Source organism: Streptomyces celluloflavus, from assembly GCA_000720995.1.
Classification (GTDB): Bacteria; Actinomycetota; Actinomycetes; order Streptomycetales; family Streptomycetaceae; genus Streptomyces; species Streptomyces celluloflavus.
Genome location: JOEL01000005.1, coordinates 16,628 through 31,508 on the forward strand (window position 1 = coordinate 16,628; position 14,881 = coordinate 31,508).

A 14,881-nucleotide genomic window follows, 5' to 3' on the forward strand; every position below is an offset into this window, starting at 1 on the left:
CGTGCCGCCCACCCCCAGCCCGCCGGTACGGCTCTACTGCTTCCCCCACGCCGGCGCCACCTCCTCCGTCTACCGCCCCTGGAAAACCCTCGCCCCACCCCACCTCCAGATCAAAGGCATCGACCCGCCCGGACGCGGCACCCGCACCCGCGAACCCCACATCGCCGACTACCGCACCCTGGTGGACTCCCTCGCCGACCACCTGGCAGCCGACCTGCGCCAGGCCCGCAAGAACACCCCCCACCTGCGCTACGCCACCTTCGGCCACAGCTTCGGCGCCACCCTGAGCCTGGCCGTCGGCGCCACCTTGGCCCGCACCGCCCGACAGGCCCCCGAACGCGCCATCCTCTCCGCGGCCCTGCCACCACCACTCCAGCCCCCCGACACCACCGCCGCCCTCACCGACGAGGAACTCCTGGCCAAAATCGCCGCCGACGGCGGCACCCCCCGCGAACTGCTCACCGACGGCGCCATGAGCCGCTACCTCGTCCGCCTCATGCGCGAGGACTACGCCGTGCGCCGCCAGTTCCCCCAGGACACCGCCCTGCACACCGACGTCCCCCTCACCCTGATCGCCGCCCGCCAGGACGCCTACGTCACACCCGACCAGATGTGGCAGTGGTCCCACCACAGCAGCGCCCCCAGCCGCCACGCCGAGATCCCCGGCGGACACTTCGCCGCACTCCAGCAACCCAAAGAGATCCTCACGATCGTGGGCGAGGACCTGTCCCGATGACCACCGCCCCGGCCGGCCCGCACACCCCGGCCGGGGCTCTCGCAGGAAAGGCAACGCCCACATGGGGAACACGCCCTACGAGGCATCACACGAAGACTTCCGCACCCTGTGCCGCGAATTCCTGGCCCGCGAAGCCGTCCCCTACCACGACCAGTGGGAGAAGGACGGCATCGTCAGCCGCGAACTGTGGCGCAAAGCCGGCAAGGCCGGCCTGCTGGGCACCGGCGTCCCCCTCGAATACGGCGGCGGCGGCGAAAGTGACTTCCGCTACCACGCCGTCCTCGCCGAAGAACTCATCCGCGCCCGCGTCACCGCACCCGGCTTCATCGCCCACAACGACGTCCTCGCCTCCTACCTCACCACCCGCACCACCCCCGAACAACGCGAACGCTGGCTGCCCGCACTGTGCGCCGGCGAACACATCGCCGCCATCGCCATGAGCGAACCCGACGCCGGCTCCAACGTCGCCGACATCCGCACCACCGCCGTACGCGACGGCGACAGCTACGTCCTCAACGGACAGAAGACCTTCATCACCAACGGCGAGAACTCCGACCTGATCCTCGTCGCGGTCAAAACCCAGCCCCAACGCGGCGCCCAGGGCATCAGCCTGCTGGTCGTCGAGCGCGGAACCCCCGGCTTCAGCCGCGGCAAACGCCTGGAAAAACTGGGCTGGACGGCCAGCGACACCTGCGAACTCTTCTTCGACGACTGCCGCGTACCCGCCGCCAACCTCATCGGCAAAGAGAACGCCGGCATGGCCTACCTGATGTCCGGCATGCCCAGAGAACGCCTCAGCATCGCCACCGTCGCCGTCGCCGCAGCCGAACGCATGCTCGCCGACACCCTCGAATACGCCCGCACCCGCCAGGCGTTCGGCCAGTCCATCGGCAGCTTCCAGCACAACCGCTTCCAACTCGCCACCATGGACACCGAAGTCACCATCGCCCGCGTCTTCCTCAACCACTGCATGAGCGAACTCAACGCCCGGCGCCTGAGCCTGGCCGACGCCGCCAAAGCCAAATGGTGGACCACCGAACTCCAGGTCGACGTCGCCAACCGCTGCCTCCAGCTCCACGGCGGCTACGGCTACCTCAAGGAAAGCCCCATCTCCCGCGAATGGGCCAACAGCCGCGTCCAGACCATCTACGGCGGCACCACCGAAATCATGAAAGAACTCATCGGCCGCACCCTGGGCCTGTAAAAACCGGGCCCGCAAAACCGGACCCACACCACCGCCACACCTCACCGCGGCCGGCAGCCGCCCCTGCCGGCCGCCCCCGCAACCCCGCCGCCTTCGCCGACCCCGCCGCCTTCGCCGCTCACAACGCGCGCAACGTGCCGAGCAGCGCATCCAGAGCGAGCCCATAGGCATGCGCCGGGGGAGTGGCGTAACCGACGACCAGACGCGGCGCATACCCGGCCGGCACAGGGCCCCGCAGATAGCTGCCCAGCGGATGGACACGCACCGACGCCGCCCGCAGCGCCGCGACCGCATCGGCCTCCGAAGGACCGGCGACCGGCAACTCCACGATGGCGTGCAGACCGGCCGCGATCCCCGTCAGACGGGCCCGCGGCAGACACTGCGCCACCCGCGCCGCCAACACATCACGCCGCTGCCGGTACGCCCGCCGCACCGTGCGCAGATGCCGGTCATAGGCACCCGAAGCGAGCATCGAGGCGAACGCCAGCTGATCCAGCGGCCCCGTCGTACGGTCCGCCAGCCGCTTCACCTCCGTCAGCGGCTCCAGCAACCCCGGCGGACACGCGATCCAGCCCAGCCGCACCCCCGGCCCCAACGACTTGCTCACCGACCCCACATAGACCACCCGCCCCGGATGACGGCCCTGAAGCGCACCCACCGGACGCTTGTCATAACGGAACTCACCGTCGTAATCGTCCTCGACGATCCACCCCCCACGCTCCTGCGCCCACCCCAGCAGCCGCGCCCGCCGGGCCGCACTCATACTCACCCCCAGCGGAAACTGATGCGCCGGCGTACACACCGCCGCACCCGCCCCCGAACCCTCCAGCGCCGCCACACTCATCCCCTCCGCATCGACCTCCGCATCCACCACCCCCAACCGCCTGCCCACCACCGTCAGATGATCGGCGAGCGCCGGATTCTCCATCCCCGCCTCCCGCACCCCCACCTGCGCGAACACCTCCGCAAGCAGCCCCAGAGCCTGCGTATAGCCCGAACACACCACCAGATGCCCCGGATCGACCCGCACCCCCCGCACCCGCCCCAGATAGCCCGACAGCGCCGCACGCAACTCGATACGGCCCCGCGGATCGCCATAACCCAACGCCGCCGCCGGCGCCTCCCGCAGCACATGACGCAGCGCCACCAGCCACGCCTGACGCGGAAAAACCGACACATCGGGCCGGCCCGGACCCAGATCATGGAGCGGCGCCGGCACCGCACCACCCACCGCCCGCACCGCACGCAACTCCGGCGAGGGCTGCGCGGCCACCCGCGTACCGGCCCGCCCGGCCGTCGTCAGCCAGCCCTCCGCCACCAGCTGCGCATACGCCTGACTGACCGTGCCCCGCGAAAGCCCCAGCTCCTCCGCCAGACTCCGCGTGGCCGGCAACCGCGAACCCGCCGCCAGCCGGCCCTCGACGATCGCCGCCCGCAGCGCCTCCTCCACCGCCCGCCCCCGCCGCCCCCGCGGAGCCATCTCGATGAAGAGGTCCAGCCCCGCCACTCTCGTCCCCGACATCGCCGTCCCTTTGGCCCAGTCTCGTACGCGGAATATGGCCCAGCCAATCGCACCAGGAAGCTTTTAGCCTGCACACATGACCACCGAGCGATCAAGACGCGGCGGCGCGGCGACAGCCCCTGCAGGGCGCACCGCCACGCCCGGGAGCGGAATACCGCGGTCACTGGTACTGCTGCTGGCGGCCGCCTGCGGGCTGATCGTCGCCAACAACTACTACGCCCAGCCCCTGCTGCCCGACCTCCAGGACACCTTCGGCGTCTCCTCCGCCGTCATCGGCCTGTGCGTGACACTCAACCAACTCGGCTACGCCGCCGGACTAATACTCGTGGTCCCACTGGGCGACCTCGTATCGCGACGCCGGCTGATCGTGCCGATGCTCGTCGCCGACGCGGTGATCCTCGCCGCCGCCGCCGCGGCGCCGGGCGCCTGGGCCCTGATCGCGGCCCTCACCCTCGCCGGCGTCACCGGCTCGGTCATCAACATCCTGATCCCCATGACCGCCACCCTCGCCGACGACACCCAGCGCGGCCGCGTCGTGGGCACCTTGATGACCGGCCTGCTGCTGGGCGTCCTGCTGGCCCGCACCGTCGCCGGCGCCCTGGACGAACTCGCCGGCTGGCGCCTGGTCTACGCCACCGCCGCCGTCCTCATCGCCGCCCTGACCCTCATCCTGTACCGGAAACTGCCCGACCTGCCCGTACCACCCGGCTCCAGCTACCCGCGGCTGCTCGCCTCGGTGGCCTCCCTCGTGCGCACCGAGCCGTTCCTGCGCCGGCGCATGGCCATCGGCGCGGCGGGCTTCGCCGCCTTCCAACTGCTGTGGACCGCCCTGCCGTTCATGCTCGCCAAGGAGCCCTACGGCTACTCCCCGGCCATCATCGGACTCTTCGGGCTGCTGGGAGCGGCCGGGGCACTGTGCGCCCAGCCCGCCGGCCGCCTCCAGGACCGGGGCCTGGCACACACCGCGACCGGCCTGCTGCTCACCGCCATCGTGGCCTCCTGGGCACTGCTGGCCGGCCACGAGATCCTGGCACTGGTCATCGCCGGGATCCTCCTGCTCGACGTGGGCGTACAGGGCGTCCACGTCCTGAACCAGGCCCGCATCTACGGCTACCGCCCGCAGATCCGCTCACGGGTCACCACCGCCTACATGTCCGCCTACTTCCTGGGCGGTTCGGCCGGCGGCGCCCTGGCGGTGACCCTCTACCCGTGGCTGGGCTGGCCGGGCGTCTGCGCCGTCGGCGGGGCGCTCGGCCTGGCGGCCATCGCCCTGTGGGCGACCGAACGCGTACGCACCGCCCCACCGGCCGAAACCGTCCCACCGACGGAACCGGCCGAACCGGCGGGCCGGGACACCCAGGAGGGGCCCGCCCCGCACCCCGGATGACGCCCGCCCCGCCCACCCGGGAGCGGAGAACTCCCGGACCCCCAACCGGAGTTACCGGCCACCCGCACCCCACGGACCGCCTGGATCCGATCACGCCACACGCCACACGCCACACGAACACGCCACACGAACACGCCACACTGAACGCGGAACACTGATGACCACCGATCTCGGGAGTATCGATCTCATGCGAATCTTCGTCGCCGGCGGCAGCGGGGCCATCGGCCGCCAGCTCGTGCCCATGCTGGTAGCGGACGGACACGAGGTGTGGGGCGCGTCCCGCACCACCGAGGGCGTGGCACGGCTGCGCGCCCAGGGGGCGCAGGGCCTGCTCCTCGACGTGTTCGACCGCGCCGCGGTGGCCGACGCGGTGTCCGAGGCCGGCCCGGACGTGATCATGCACCAGCTCACCTCGCTGTCCGGGGGAAGCCCCGCGGACAACGCACGCATCCGCACCGAAGGCACCCGCGCCCTCGTGGACGCCGCCCGGCGGGCCGGAGTGCGCCGGATCATCGCCCAGTCCATCTCCTGGGCGTACGAGAGCGGCACCACACCCGCCGACGAGCGCACCCCCCTCGACACCGGCGCCCCCGAGCCCCGGGCCACCACCATCGGCGGCATCACCGCGCTGGAGGAGGCCGTCGCCGAACTGGAGGAGCATGTCGTCCTGCGCTACGGCACCTTCTACGGACCGGGCACCTGGTACGCGCCCGGCGGCATGATGGCCGACAAGGTCGCCCAGGCGGGGCTGCCCGCCCACGACGGGGTGTCCTCGTTCGTGCACGTCCAGGACGCCGCGCGCGCCGCCCAGCTGGCGCTGCGGTGGCCCGGCGGCGCGGTCAACGTCGTCGACGACGACCCGGCCCCGGCACGCGAATGGGTGCCGGCCCTGGCCAAGGCGCTGGGCGCACCGGCCCCGCAGGCGGCGCCGGGCGGCGCGGGCTGGGAGCGCGGTGCCCGCAACGCGCGGGCACGGGAACTGGGCTGGGAGCCGGTGCACACCTCCTGGCGGACCGGCTTCTTCCAGCAGGACTGACCGGCTCGCGCACCGCGGACACCGGCGCCGGGGTGGCCGGTGTTCGCGGTGTCCGGTCGCACCGGGGCGGGCGCGTGCCCTGCGGCCGTCAGCGCCGCAGGGCGCGGTCGACGAGGTCGCCGGCGGCCCCGGTGTAGGCGGCCGGGTCACAGAGCCCGGCCAGCTCTCCGGCGCCGAGCACCCCCGCCAGTTCGGGCGCCGCGCCCAGGACCTCCTCCAGCGTCCGCTCCTCCTGCGCGGCGCGGGCGCAGGCACGGGCCAGCAGCTCCCGGGCCGCCGCCCTGCCCAGCAGGGGCGTCAGGGCGGCCGCCACCCGCTCCGAGACGATCTGACCGCCGGTCAGGGCGAGATTGGCGCGCATCCGCCGCGGGCGGACCGTCAGTCCCTCGGCAAGCTCGGCGGCGGTGTGCGCGGCGCCGCCCGTCAGCCGCAGGCATTCGCGCAGCGGCAGCCATTCGGCGTGCCAGGCACCGCCCGAGCGCTCGTCCTCGCCGGGCATCGTCTGCGTCAGCACCGAGGCGAGCGCCGGGACCTGGAGGGCGGCGGAGCGGATCATCGTGGCCAGGACCGGGTTGCGCTTGTGCGGCATCGCCGAGGAGGCCCCCCGGCCGCCGGCACCCGGCTCGGCGACCTCCGCCACCTCGGTACGGGTCAGCGACTGCACATCCACCGCCATCTTGCCGAGTGCACCGGCCGTAAAAGCCAGGGCCGCGCCCAGGTCGGCGATGGGGGTGCGCAGGGCGTGCCAGGGCAGGGTGGGCCGGGCCAGCCCGGTCTCGGCGGCGTAGGCGGCGGCGAGCCGGTCGGCATAATCCCCCGCATCCCAGCCACCCCCACCCGACCCATCCGAGTCGCCCGGCCCGCCTGCCCCGTCTGCCCTGCCCGATCCGCCCGGCCCGTCTGCCTCGTCCGATCCGCCTGGCCCGCCCGGTCCGCCGGTGCCGGCGGGGGAGTGTCCGCGGGCGTGGGCGAGATACCCGGCCAGCGTCCCGGCGGCCCCGCCCAGCGCGACGGGCAGCCCGCCCGCCAGCAGCCGCGCCAGCCGCGCGTCCGCGTCCAGCACCAGCGCCCGCCACCCCGCCGCCTTGAGCCCGAACGTGGTGGGCACGGCGTGCAGCGCCAGGGTGCGCCCGGCCATCGGGGTGTCGCGGTGCGCCGCGGCGAGCGCGCCCAACGCCGCCGCCACGCGCCCCAGATCGGCCCGGATCAGCGCCAGGGCACGGGCGGCGACCAGCATCGCACCGGTGTCGAAGATGTCCTGGCTGGTGGACCCGCGATGCACGTACCCGGCGGCGTCCGCATCCTGCCGGGCCACGCACGCGGTGAGCGCCGCCACCAGCGCCACCACGGGGTTGGCGGTCTCCCGCGCCGCGAGCGCCACCGCCCGCAGGTCCACCCGCTCCACCGACGCCGCGGCCGTGATCGCCGCGGCGGCCGCGCCCGGCACCGTGCCGAGCGCGGCCTGCGCACGCGCCAGCGCCGCCTCCGCGTCGAGCATCGCCTGAAGCCAGGCCAGGTCACCGACGGCCGCCTCCACCAAGGTCCCCGCCCGCACCGGGGACAGCAGACCGGCATCCGCCAGCGCACCGGGCACGCCCGCGGCATCACCACCGTGCAGGGCACTCATGAACTCACCTCGCTCAGACCGGTGTCCAGGCGCACACCGCCGGACACGGGGGACAGCGCCAGCACCGCACGGGCGATGGCATCGGAGTCGCCGAGCGTCACCGAGTCCACCCCGGGCCGTATCCCGGCGGCGGTGATCCAGTGGACGGCCTCGGTGGGCACGCCGTACGCGAAACGCCGCCCGCTCGCCCGCCCGTCCGCGTCCAGCAGCCGGTAGGGCCGCGCACCAACCGCCAGACCACCCGTCTCATACCCCGCGCCGTCGGCCGTGGGAATGCGGTACGGGGCACACCCGCCGGCGGCCAGCAGCCGACGCAGCAGCGGGTCGGTGGTACGGCGCACGTCCGGCTCCGGCAGCCGCGCCTCGATCAGCACATCCGCCGCCACCTGCGGGCCCGGCACCGACGAAGCGGCGACGAAGGCACGCCGGGCACGGTCCACCCGCACCCACGTCCCCGGGCCCAGCACCTCCAGGACACCCGCCTCGATCAGCGCGGCCATCTCCTCGATCCGCGAGACCGGCGGCCCGATCGACAAGAAAGCGTTCAACGGCGTGTACCAGCTCTGGAGATGCTCACGGTAGGAACGCCCCTCCAGACCGCCGTGGTCGACGACCAGCCGGATCTCGTTGCGCAGATCGCGCAGCGCGTCCAGCGCCGCCTTCAGCGGGCCGCTGACATTGCCCGCACGGGCGGCGGCGACATCCGCCCGCAGATGCCCCAGCAGCCAAGCCCGGAACGCCCCGCGGTCGGCGAAGCCCCCCGCCGGGCCGGGGCGGGCCAGCCGCTCCCAGTCCCAGCGCTCCCCGGGCGCGATGGCCCAGGCATCCAGCAGCCGGTCGCGCGCGGCGGCATCCGGCGCGTCCAAGAACTCCTCGGCGAACCGCCCGCACCACACGCCGCGCCCGCGGGCGGCCAGCAGCGCCGCGTAGTAGACGCACGACACCTCCGCGTCGATCAGCGGCCACAGATCGGTATCGAAGCGCAGCCGCTCACCCGCCTGGGCGCGCTTGCGCAACTGCGCGATGACCTCCGGGGTCAGCAACCGCGGCAGGTGACGGCCGTGCGCGCCCTTCTCGTTCTCCCCGCGCGCGTGGTACGGGATACCGCGCCGCGACCCGGCCAGCAGCCGCGGCTCACGGCCCGAGGCCCGGTAGACCACCCGCCCGCCACTACGGGTGAAGACGCCGCCGCGGCCGAGCGTGAACAGCGCCAGATGGTCGAAGAAGTTCAGGCCCAGACCGCGCAGCAGCACCGTCCGCTCCGGCCCGATCCACGACAGGTCCACGTCCGCGGGGTTGGCCGGCGGCACATAGCCAAGGCCCAACTCCCGCGCCGCCGAACCCAGTTCGGCCTCACCCGGGGCGAGCACCGCATCCAGATGCCCCTGGGCGAGCACCACCGCGTCCAGAGCGTCGAGCCGCGTCCCGTCGTCGAGGACCAGATGCTGCCCACCGCGCCGGTCCTCATCGAGAGCGACGGCGCGCCGCCGGTGCGCGACCACCCGCACACCACCGGGCGCGCCGGCCACGATCCGCCGGTAGGCGTCCTCCAGATAGTGGCCGTAAAAGGCACGGGTGGGGTAGTCATCGGGGGACAGCCGCCGGGCCTCGGCACGCACCGCCGCAGCCACACCGCCTGCCCCGCCGTCCGTCTCCAGGGCGGCCGCCCACTCGTACAGGCTGGGGCCCGGCTCGACCGGGCCGTCGATGCGGACCCCGGCGTCGGTGTAGACGGTGATCTGCGAGGCGACCGTGTTCATCAGCAGATGCCGGGACTGGGCGGTGCGCCACACCCGTCCGGCGCCGGGCGGGTACGGGTCGATGACATGCACGGTGAGCGGCCGGCCGGCGTGCTCCGCACGGGCGTTGGCACACAGCCGCTCCAGCACGGACAGTCCCCGGGGCCCCGCCCCGACGACGGCGACCCGAAGCCGCCCGCACCCCGCACGGCCACTCCCGGGCACACCGGCCGGGATGCGCCGGGCATCTGTTGACTGCGACAACGGCATGGAAGGTCACCTTCGGTATGTGGACGGGCGGCGGCCGCGCGAGCGGCCGGCCCGGTCCGGCCGGCCGCCGCTGCCGCCGCCCGGCCCGGGGTCGGAGCGGGATGCTGTGCGGACCGGGGTCAGAGCGGGATGCTGTGCGGGGAGCGGAAGAAGCCGTGCGGGTCGTACCGGCGCTTCACCGCGGAGAGCCGGGGAAGATTCTGCCCGTAGTAGGCATCCGCCCAGTCGGGCAGGTCGGGGTCGGGATAGTTGACGTAAGTGCGGCCGTTGGAGAAGGGGTCCATGGCGGCGAAACCGCCGCCGACCCAGCCGAGCGCGGCGGACAGCTCCTCCGGCTCGGGCTGCGGACTGCTCAGACCGACGGTGTAGACGGCGAAGAATTCGGCGTCGCGGTGCACATAGGCGGTGTCCTGCGCGCCGGGCGCGTTCGCGTTCTTGCCCAGGGACAGCAGCCCCAGCCACCGGTACTGGCCCGCCCGGCGCTCGGCGTCGAACGCGCCGAGCATGGCGGCCAGACCCGAGGCGGGCACCGGCCGGCCGAACATGCGGCTGCGGTGGCGCACCCAGGTGGTGCGCGGCAGCAGCGCCTCGGGGTTGCTGCCGGTCAGATGGCACTGCGCGGTGGAGGAGTCCGTGCAGCCGAACAGCCGCATCATGGCGTCCCGGTAGGGGCGTTCCTGGATGACGCGGGTGGTGGGCGGGGTACCGATCGCGGCGGTCAGCTCGGCCACCAGCGCCTCCAGCTCCGACTGCTCGCCGAAGTGGGCGCCGCCGACGATGACGGTCGGCTCGGCGCCGGGCCTGGCATCGTTGAGGAGGATCCCGGCCCGCGGCGCCAGGTCGGCGGGGGCGGCGGCCGCCCACTCCTGCCAGTGCGCAAGGACCCGGTCGGCCAGCGCCCAGGGCCAGGTCAGATCGAGGGTCACCACCCGCCGCTCGCGGGTCGGGGCGATCTCGAAGTCGGTGACCACACCGAAATTACCGCCGCCGCCCCCGCGCAGCGCCCACAGCAGATCACGGTGGTGCTCGCGCGAGGCGGTGACGATACGGCCGTCGGCGAGCACGACCTGGGCTGCGACCAGCCGGTCGCTGGCGGGCCCGTACTTGCGGAAATGCCAGCCCATACCGCCGCCGGTGACGAACCCGCCCGGCGCGACCGTCGGACAGAACCCGCCCGGCACACTCAGCCCCAGCGGCGCGAGCGCGGTGACGACATCGACGGCCTGCGCCGCCGGACCCAGGTGCACCGTGGACGCCGAGGGCCGCACCCGGTCCATCCGCGACAGGTCGATCACCAGCCCCTGGCCGGTCGACCAGCCGGTGAAACTGTGCCCGCCGCTGCGCACGGCGGTGGGCAGATCGTGGTCCTGGGCGAACAGCAGCGCCCCGCGCACATCACGGGCGCTCTCGCAGCGCACGACGGCCTGCGGGCGGACCGTGTCGAACTGGGCACTGGCCAGCTGCTTGGCCCGCTCGTAGCCGGCGTCGCCCGGCAGCACCACCTCACCTCGGACCACGGCCCGCAACTGCTCCCAGGGGATACCACCGGACCGCACCCGGCCCGCGGCCCCGGCAGGCCCGGTGGCGCCCGCGGCCCCGGTGGCCAGCAGGCCCGGCGCGGCCAGACCGGTGGCCGCCGCCGCGGTCAGCAGCGCTCTTCTCTTGATCATCCGTTTCCCCTCGTGTCCACGGCGCGCGCGGTGTGCGCCTGACGCAGCACCCCGCGCTGCACCTTCCCCGTGCTGCTGCACGGGAGTTCGGCGACGAATTCCACGATCCGCGGGTACTTGTACGGCGCGATCTCCGCCTTCACCCGGTCCTGGATCTCCCGCGCCAGCCGGTCGGCGGCCGCCGCCGAGGCGGGCGCGTGCCCTTCGGCGGGGACGACCACCGCCTTGACCACACTGCCGCGCTCGGCATCGGGCACCCCCACCACCGCACAGCCGGCGACCGACGGATGACGCAGCACGGCCTGTTCGACCTCGGGCGCGGCGACGTTGTAGCCCGCGGTCACGATCATGTCGTCGGCGCGGGCCTGATACCAGAAGTAGCCGTCACCGTCGCGGACGTAGATGTCGCCGGTGATGTTCCAGCCGTCCTGGACATAGTCACGCTGCCGGTCATCGGCCAGATAGCGGCAGCCGGTCGGCCCCCGGACGGCCAGCCGCCCCGCCACCCCGTCGGGCACCGGCCGCCCGCCGCCGTCGACGACACGGGCCGCGAACCCCGGCACCGGCCTGCCCGTCGCACCGGGCCGGATCTCCTCATCGGCCGACGCGATGAACACATGCAGCAACTCCGTCGCACCGATGCCGTCGATGACCCGCTGCCCGGTGGCGGCCTCGAAGGCCCGCCAGGTGTCCGCGGGCAGCGTCTCGCCCGCCGAGACACAGCGCCGCAGCGAGGACAGGTCATACCCCCCGATCTCGCGCAGCGCGGCCCGGTAGGCGGTGGGGGCGGTGAACAAGACCGTCGCCCGGTGCCGGCCGACCGCGGCGAACAGCTCACCCGGCGCGGCCTTCTCCAGCAGCAGCGACGCCGCCCCGGCCCGCAGCGGGAAGACCAGCAGCCCGCCCAGACCGAAGGTGAAGGCGAGCGGCGGACTACCGGTGAACAGATCCTCCGGCACCGGACGCAGCACCCGCGCGGCGAACGTGTCCGCGATGGCCAGCACATCCCGGTGGAAATGCATCGTCGCCTTGGGCTCACCACTGGTACCCGAAGTGAACGCGATCAGCGCGACATCATCGGCCGCGGTCGCCACCGCCCCGAAACCACCGGACTTGACGGCCGCCCGCCGCGCCAGCTCCGAGCCCTCACCCCCGTAGCCGACCACCCGCAGCCCGGCCACCTGGGCCCGCAGCAACTCGTCGGTATAGCGCTCCTCGCACAGCGCCAGATCGACACGGGCCTTGCCGGCCACCACCCGCAGCTCACCGGCGCGCAGCAGCGGCATCGTGGTCACCACCACCGCACCGGCCTTCAGCGCCGCCAGCCAACAGGCCGCCAGCCACGGCGCGTTGGGACCGCGCAGCAGCACACGGTTGCCCGGCACCAGCCCGAAATCCTCCACCAGCACCCGCGCGATCCGGTCCACCCGCTCCCGCAGCCCGGCATACGTCCACATCCGCCCCGCCGCGTCATACAGCGCCGGCCGCGCCCCGCCGAACCGGCCGATGGTGGCGTCCAGCAACTCCTCGGCGCAGTTCAGCCGCGCGGGGTAGCGCAGTTCGGGCAGACCGAAGACGAACTCGGGCCACTGGGACACGGGTGGCAGATGGTCCCGGGCGAAGGTGTCCCGGTGCGCGGACGGGGACAGCGGCGCCCCGCCCGCAGGGGTGGCGGCACTCAACGGCTCCATAACTCCTCCACGGCCAGGCGCACACGGACACGGCCCGTCCGGGCACCGCACACCCGGCGGCCCCGCCCGCCCACGAGAACGGTCCCGTACACGGCGCGGGCGCGGCCCGGTCCCACCATGGTGGCGGTGGCGGTGGCGTGGCCCAGGGGGACGGGCCGGCGGCGGGCGGCATCCCGGCCTCCACCAGACTCGCCTGGCGAAACCGCCGACGAAACGGCCGGGGCAGCGGACATGGCCGGGGCCGGGGGAGTGGCGGGCCCGCCCGGCGCCGCCCCGCGCCGCTCAGTCATGTCCGCCGTCCTCGGCCAGCAGCCGCACCAACTCCGCCCGCCGCACCTTCCAGGTGGCGGTACGCGGTACCCGGTCGAAGGGCAGCTGCCGCACCGCCTCCATGGCGGGCAGCCCCGCCACCGCCCGCTGCCACCGCACCGGATCCAGCGGCGCGTCATCGCGGGTGCAGGCCACCGGCACCGGCCGGCCGCCGCCCCACCCCACGATGACGATCTCCCGCAGCTCCGGCAGCCTGGCCATCAGCGTGTCCTCGACACGCAGACTGCTGTCGACGGCCTCGACCTGGTCGACCCCCCGGTCCAGCAGATGCAACCGCCCCAGCGCGTCCTTGAACCCCAGATCGCCCATGGCCCACCAGCCGTCGTGCAACTGCCGGCGAAAACGCTCGTCCTCCCCGAGATAGGTCAGCGCCCGGGTACGGCTCCTGACCTCGATATGACCGACCGTGCCCGACCGCACCGGCCGGCCCCCGTCATCGACGATCCGCATCCGCACGATGCCCGGCAGCGGCCAGCCCACACTGCGCCCGCCCCCCTCGGCCGCACCGCGCGCCGTGACCCAGCCGCCCGCCACCGGCCCGGTCTCCGACTGGCCGTAGAGCTGGAAGAACTTGGGGGACCGGCGCTCGGAGGCACCCAGCAGCGTCCGCACGGTGCGCGGGTGCAGCGCGTCGAAGGTCGCGTTGTAGTAGCGGACATTGGCCAGCGGGCCCCCCGCGGCCCCGGCCAGCACCTCCCAGTCGACGAACGTGTTCGGCTGCGTCTCGACGACACCCGGCCGGTGCCGGGCGAACAGCGGACCGATGACGGCCGGATCCGCGTCCACCGCCACCAGCAGCGGATTGCCGTACGCCAGACCGAGACTGAGCGCACTGTAGAACCGGGCGTGCACAAAGCTCACGCACAGCGCCACCGGCTCCCGCCGCCAGGTCCGCGACGCGACGACCTGCTGAAGACGCAGCCGCTGCCACAGCGCGTCCGGCGTCTGCACCACCAGCTTTGGCACCCCCGTGGTGCCCGAGGTGTGGCTGATGAACGCCGGCTCGTCCGGCCGCGCCCGGTACGTGCCCGCCAGCGACGCCACCGCCTGCGCGCCCAGCACCTGGGCCCCCGCGACCGCGGGACCCGCGCTCAGCAGCACCCGGCGGGCCGCCGAGGTATCGAGACCACGGGCTTCGAGATGCGGGGTGTCGATGAGCAGCCAGGGCCGCTCCAGCCGCTCCAGCAGCCGCGCCGCGGTCTGTCCGTCCAGCGTCGGCGAGAGCAGCGCGGGGACGGCGCCCACCCGCTGCACCGCGGCGGCCAGCAGCGCGATATCGAAGTTGTTCGTCTTGTAGAGCGCCACCCGGTCGCCGTGGCGCACCCCCGCCGACACCAGCCTGCCCGCGAGCTCGCGGACCAGACGCGCCAGCGCGCCGACCGTCCAGTGCGTCCCGCCCTCGGGCGCCACCTGGAGCGGTGTGTCCAGCACGACGGGCGCCGAGGCATGCGTCCGGGCCGCCTTGTCGAACATCACACCGATGTAGAACCCCTTGCCGCCGCTCACGTCGCCAACACCCCTTTCCGGTCAGCACCACTGGGCACCGAGTTTTTTCCGCCGACGGGGGCGGCCGGGGATTTCTGGCAGCTTGCTGACACGCTCCGGCCCCCACCTGACAGGTGGTTGCCAGCAGAGCGCCACCGCGGGAAGCGGCCTGGCTACGTTCGTC

The 14,881-nt window shown here is 73.7% G+C and carries 10 protein-coding genes; 4 read left to right on the forward strand and 6 right to left on the reverse strand.

Features of this window, described 5'->3' with window-relative positions; genetic code table 11:
• Position 1: 1 nt before the first annotated feature.
• Together IH09_RS06785 and IH09_RS06790 are read left to right on the forward strand one after the other, a co-directional pair.
• The gene (locus IH09_RS06785; protein ID WP_052855144.1) at positions 2 to 736 is read left to right on the forward strand and encodes a thioesterase II family protein; all 735 of its coding nucleotides are present in this window, start codon (positions 2 to 4) and stop codon (positions 734 to 736) included.
• A 61-nt stretch (positions 737 to 797) separates the two neighbouring features.
• Positions 798 to 1,940 (forward strand): acyl-CoA dehydrogenase family protein, encoded by a 1,143-nt coding sequence (locus IH09_RS06790; protein WP_052855147.1) that lies wholly within the window; start codon positions 798 to 800, stop codon positions 1,938 to 1,940.
• 118 nt (positions 1,941 to 2,058) lie between these two features.
• Here the strand turns inward: IH09_RS06790 and pdxR are convergent, their stop codons facing one another.
• Positions 2,059 to 3,447: a MocR-like pyridoxine biosynthesis transcription factor PdxR gene (pdxR, locus tag IH09_RS06795; protein ID WP_318279396.1), complete on the reverse strand. Its 1,389-nt coding sequence runs from the start codon at positions 3,445 to 3,447 to the stop codon at positions 2,059 to 2,061.
• Positions 3,448 to 3,538: 91 nt separating this feature from the next.
• Here pdxR and IH09_RS06800 point away from each other — a divergent pair, with 91 nt between their 5' ends.
• Together IH09_RS06800 and IH09_RS06805 are read left to right on the forward strand one after the other, a co-directional pair.
• Complete coding sequence (locus IH09_RS06800) at positions 3,539 to 4,849, forward strand: MFS transporter (protein ID WP_110952112.1); 1,311 nt, start codon at positions 3,539 to 3,541, stop codon at positions 4,847 to 4,849.
• A 157-nt stretch (positions 4,850 to 5,006) separates the two neighbouring features.
• Positions 5,007 to 5,885 (forward strand): NAD-dependent epimerase/dehydratase family protein, encoded by an 879-nt coding sequence (locus IH09_RS06805; protein WP_240151045.1) that lies wholly within the window; start codon positions 5,007 to 5,009, stop codon positions 5,883 to 5,885.
• An 88-nt stretch (positions 5,886 to 5,973) separates the two neighbouring features.
• On the opposite strand, the gene IH09_RS06810 is transcribed toward IH09_RS06805, so the two are convergent.
• From IH09_RS06810 to IH09_RS06830, 5 genes are all read right to left on the reverse strand, one after another.
• A complete protein-coding gene (locus tag IH09_RS06810) occupies positions 5,974 to 7,512 on the reverse strand; it encodes a lyase family protein (protein ID WP_052855152.1) in 1,539 nt (512 codons plus the stop codon).
• A complete protein-coding gene (locus IH09_RS06815; protein ID WP_052855327.1) occupies positions 7,509 to 9,476 on the reverse strand; it encodes an FAD/NAD(P)-binding protein in 1,968 nt (655 codons plus the stop codon). The genes IH09_RS06810 and IH09_RS06815 overlap by 4 nt, the downstream gene beginning before the upstream one ends.
• 164 nt (positions 9,477 to 9,640) lie before the next feature.
• A complete protein-coding gene (locus IH09_RS06820) occupies positions 9,641 to 11,191 on the reverse strand; it encodes an FAD-binding oxidoreductase (protein ID WP_052855154.1) in 1,551 nt (516 codons plus the stop codon).
• The gene (locus IH09_RS06825) at positions 11,188 to 12,882 is read right to left on the reverse strand and encodes an AMP-binding protein (RefSeq protein WP_052855156.1); all 1,695 of its coding nucleotides are present in this window, start codon (positions 12,880 to 12,882) and stop codon (positions 11,188 to 11,190) included. The genes IH09_RS06820 and IH09_RS06825 overlap by 4 nt, the downstream gene beginning before the upstream one ends.
• Before the next feature lie 282 nt (positions 12,883 to 13,164).
• Positions 13,165 to 14,718, reverse strand: a complete 1,554-nt coding sequence (locus IH09_RS06830; RefSeq protein ID WP_242641122.1) for a class I adenylate-forming enzyme family protein — start codon at positions 14,716 to 14,718, stop codon at positions 13,165 to 13,167.
• Positions 14,719 to 14,881: the final 163 nt, after the last annotated feature.

Coding starts and splice junctions, on each gene's coding strand:
- IH09_RS06790 (WP_052855147.1), top strand. CDS start 798: ATGGGGAACACGCCCTACGAGGCATCACACGAAGACTTCCGCACCCTG.
- IH09_RS06800 (WP_110952112.1), top strand. CDS start 3,539: ATGACCACCGAGCGATCAAGACGCGGCGGCGCGGCGACAGCCCCTGCA.
- IH09_RS06805 (WP_240151045.1), top strand. CDS start 5,007: ATGACCACCGATCTCGGGAGTATCGATCTCATGCGAATCTTCGTCGCC.
- IH09_RS06810 (WP_052855152.1), bottom strand. CDS start 7,512: ATGAGTGCCCTGCACGGTGGTGATGCCGCGGGCGTGCCCGGTGCGCTG.
- IH09_RS06820 (WP_052855154.1), bottom strand. CDS start 11,191: ATGATCAAGAGAAGAGCGCTGCTGACCGCGGCGGCGGCCACCGGTCTG.
- IH09_RS06825 (WP_052855156.1), bottom strand. CDS start 12,882: ATGGAGCCGTTGAGTGCCGCCACCCCTGCGGGCGGGGCGCCGCTGTCC.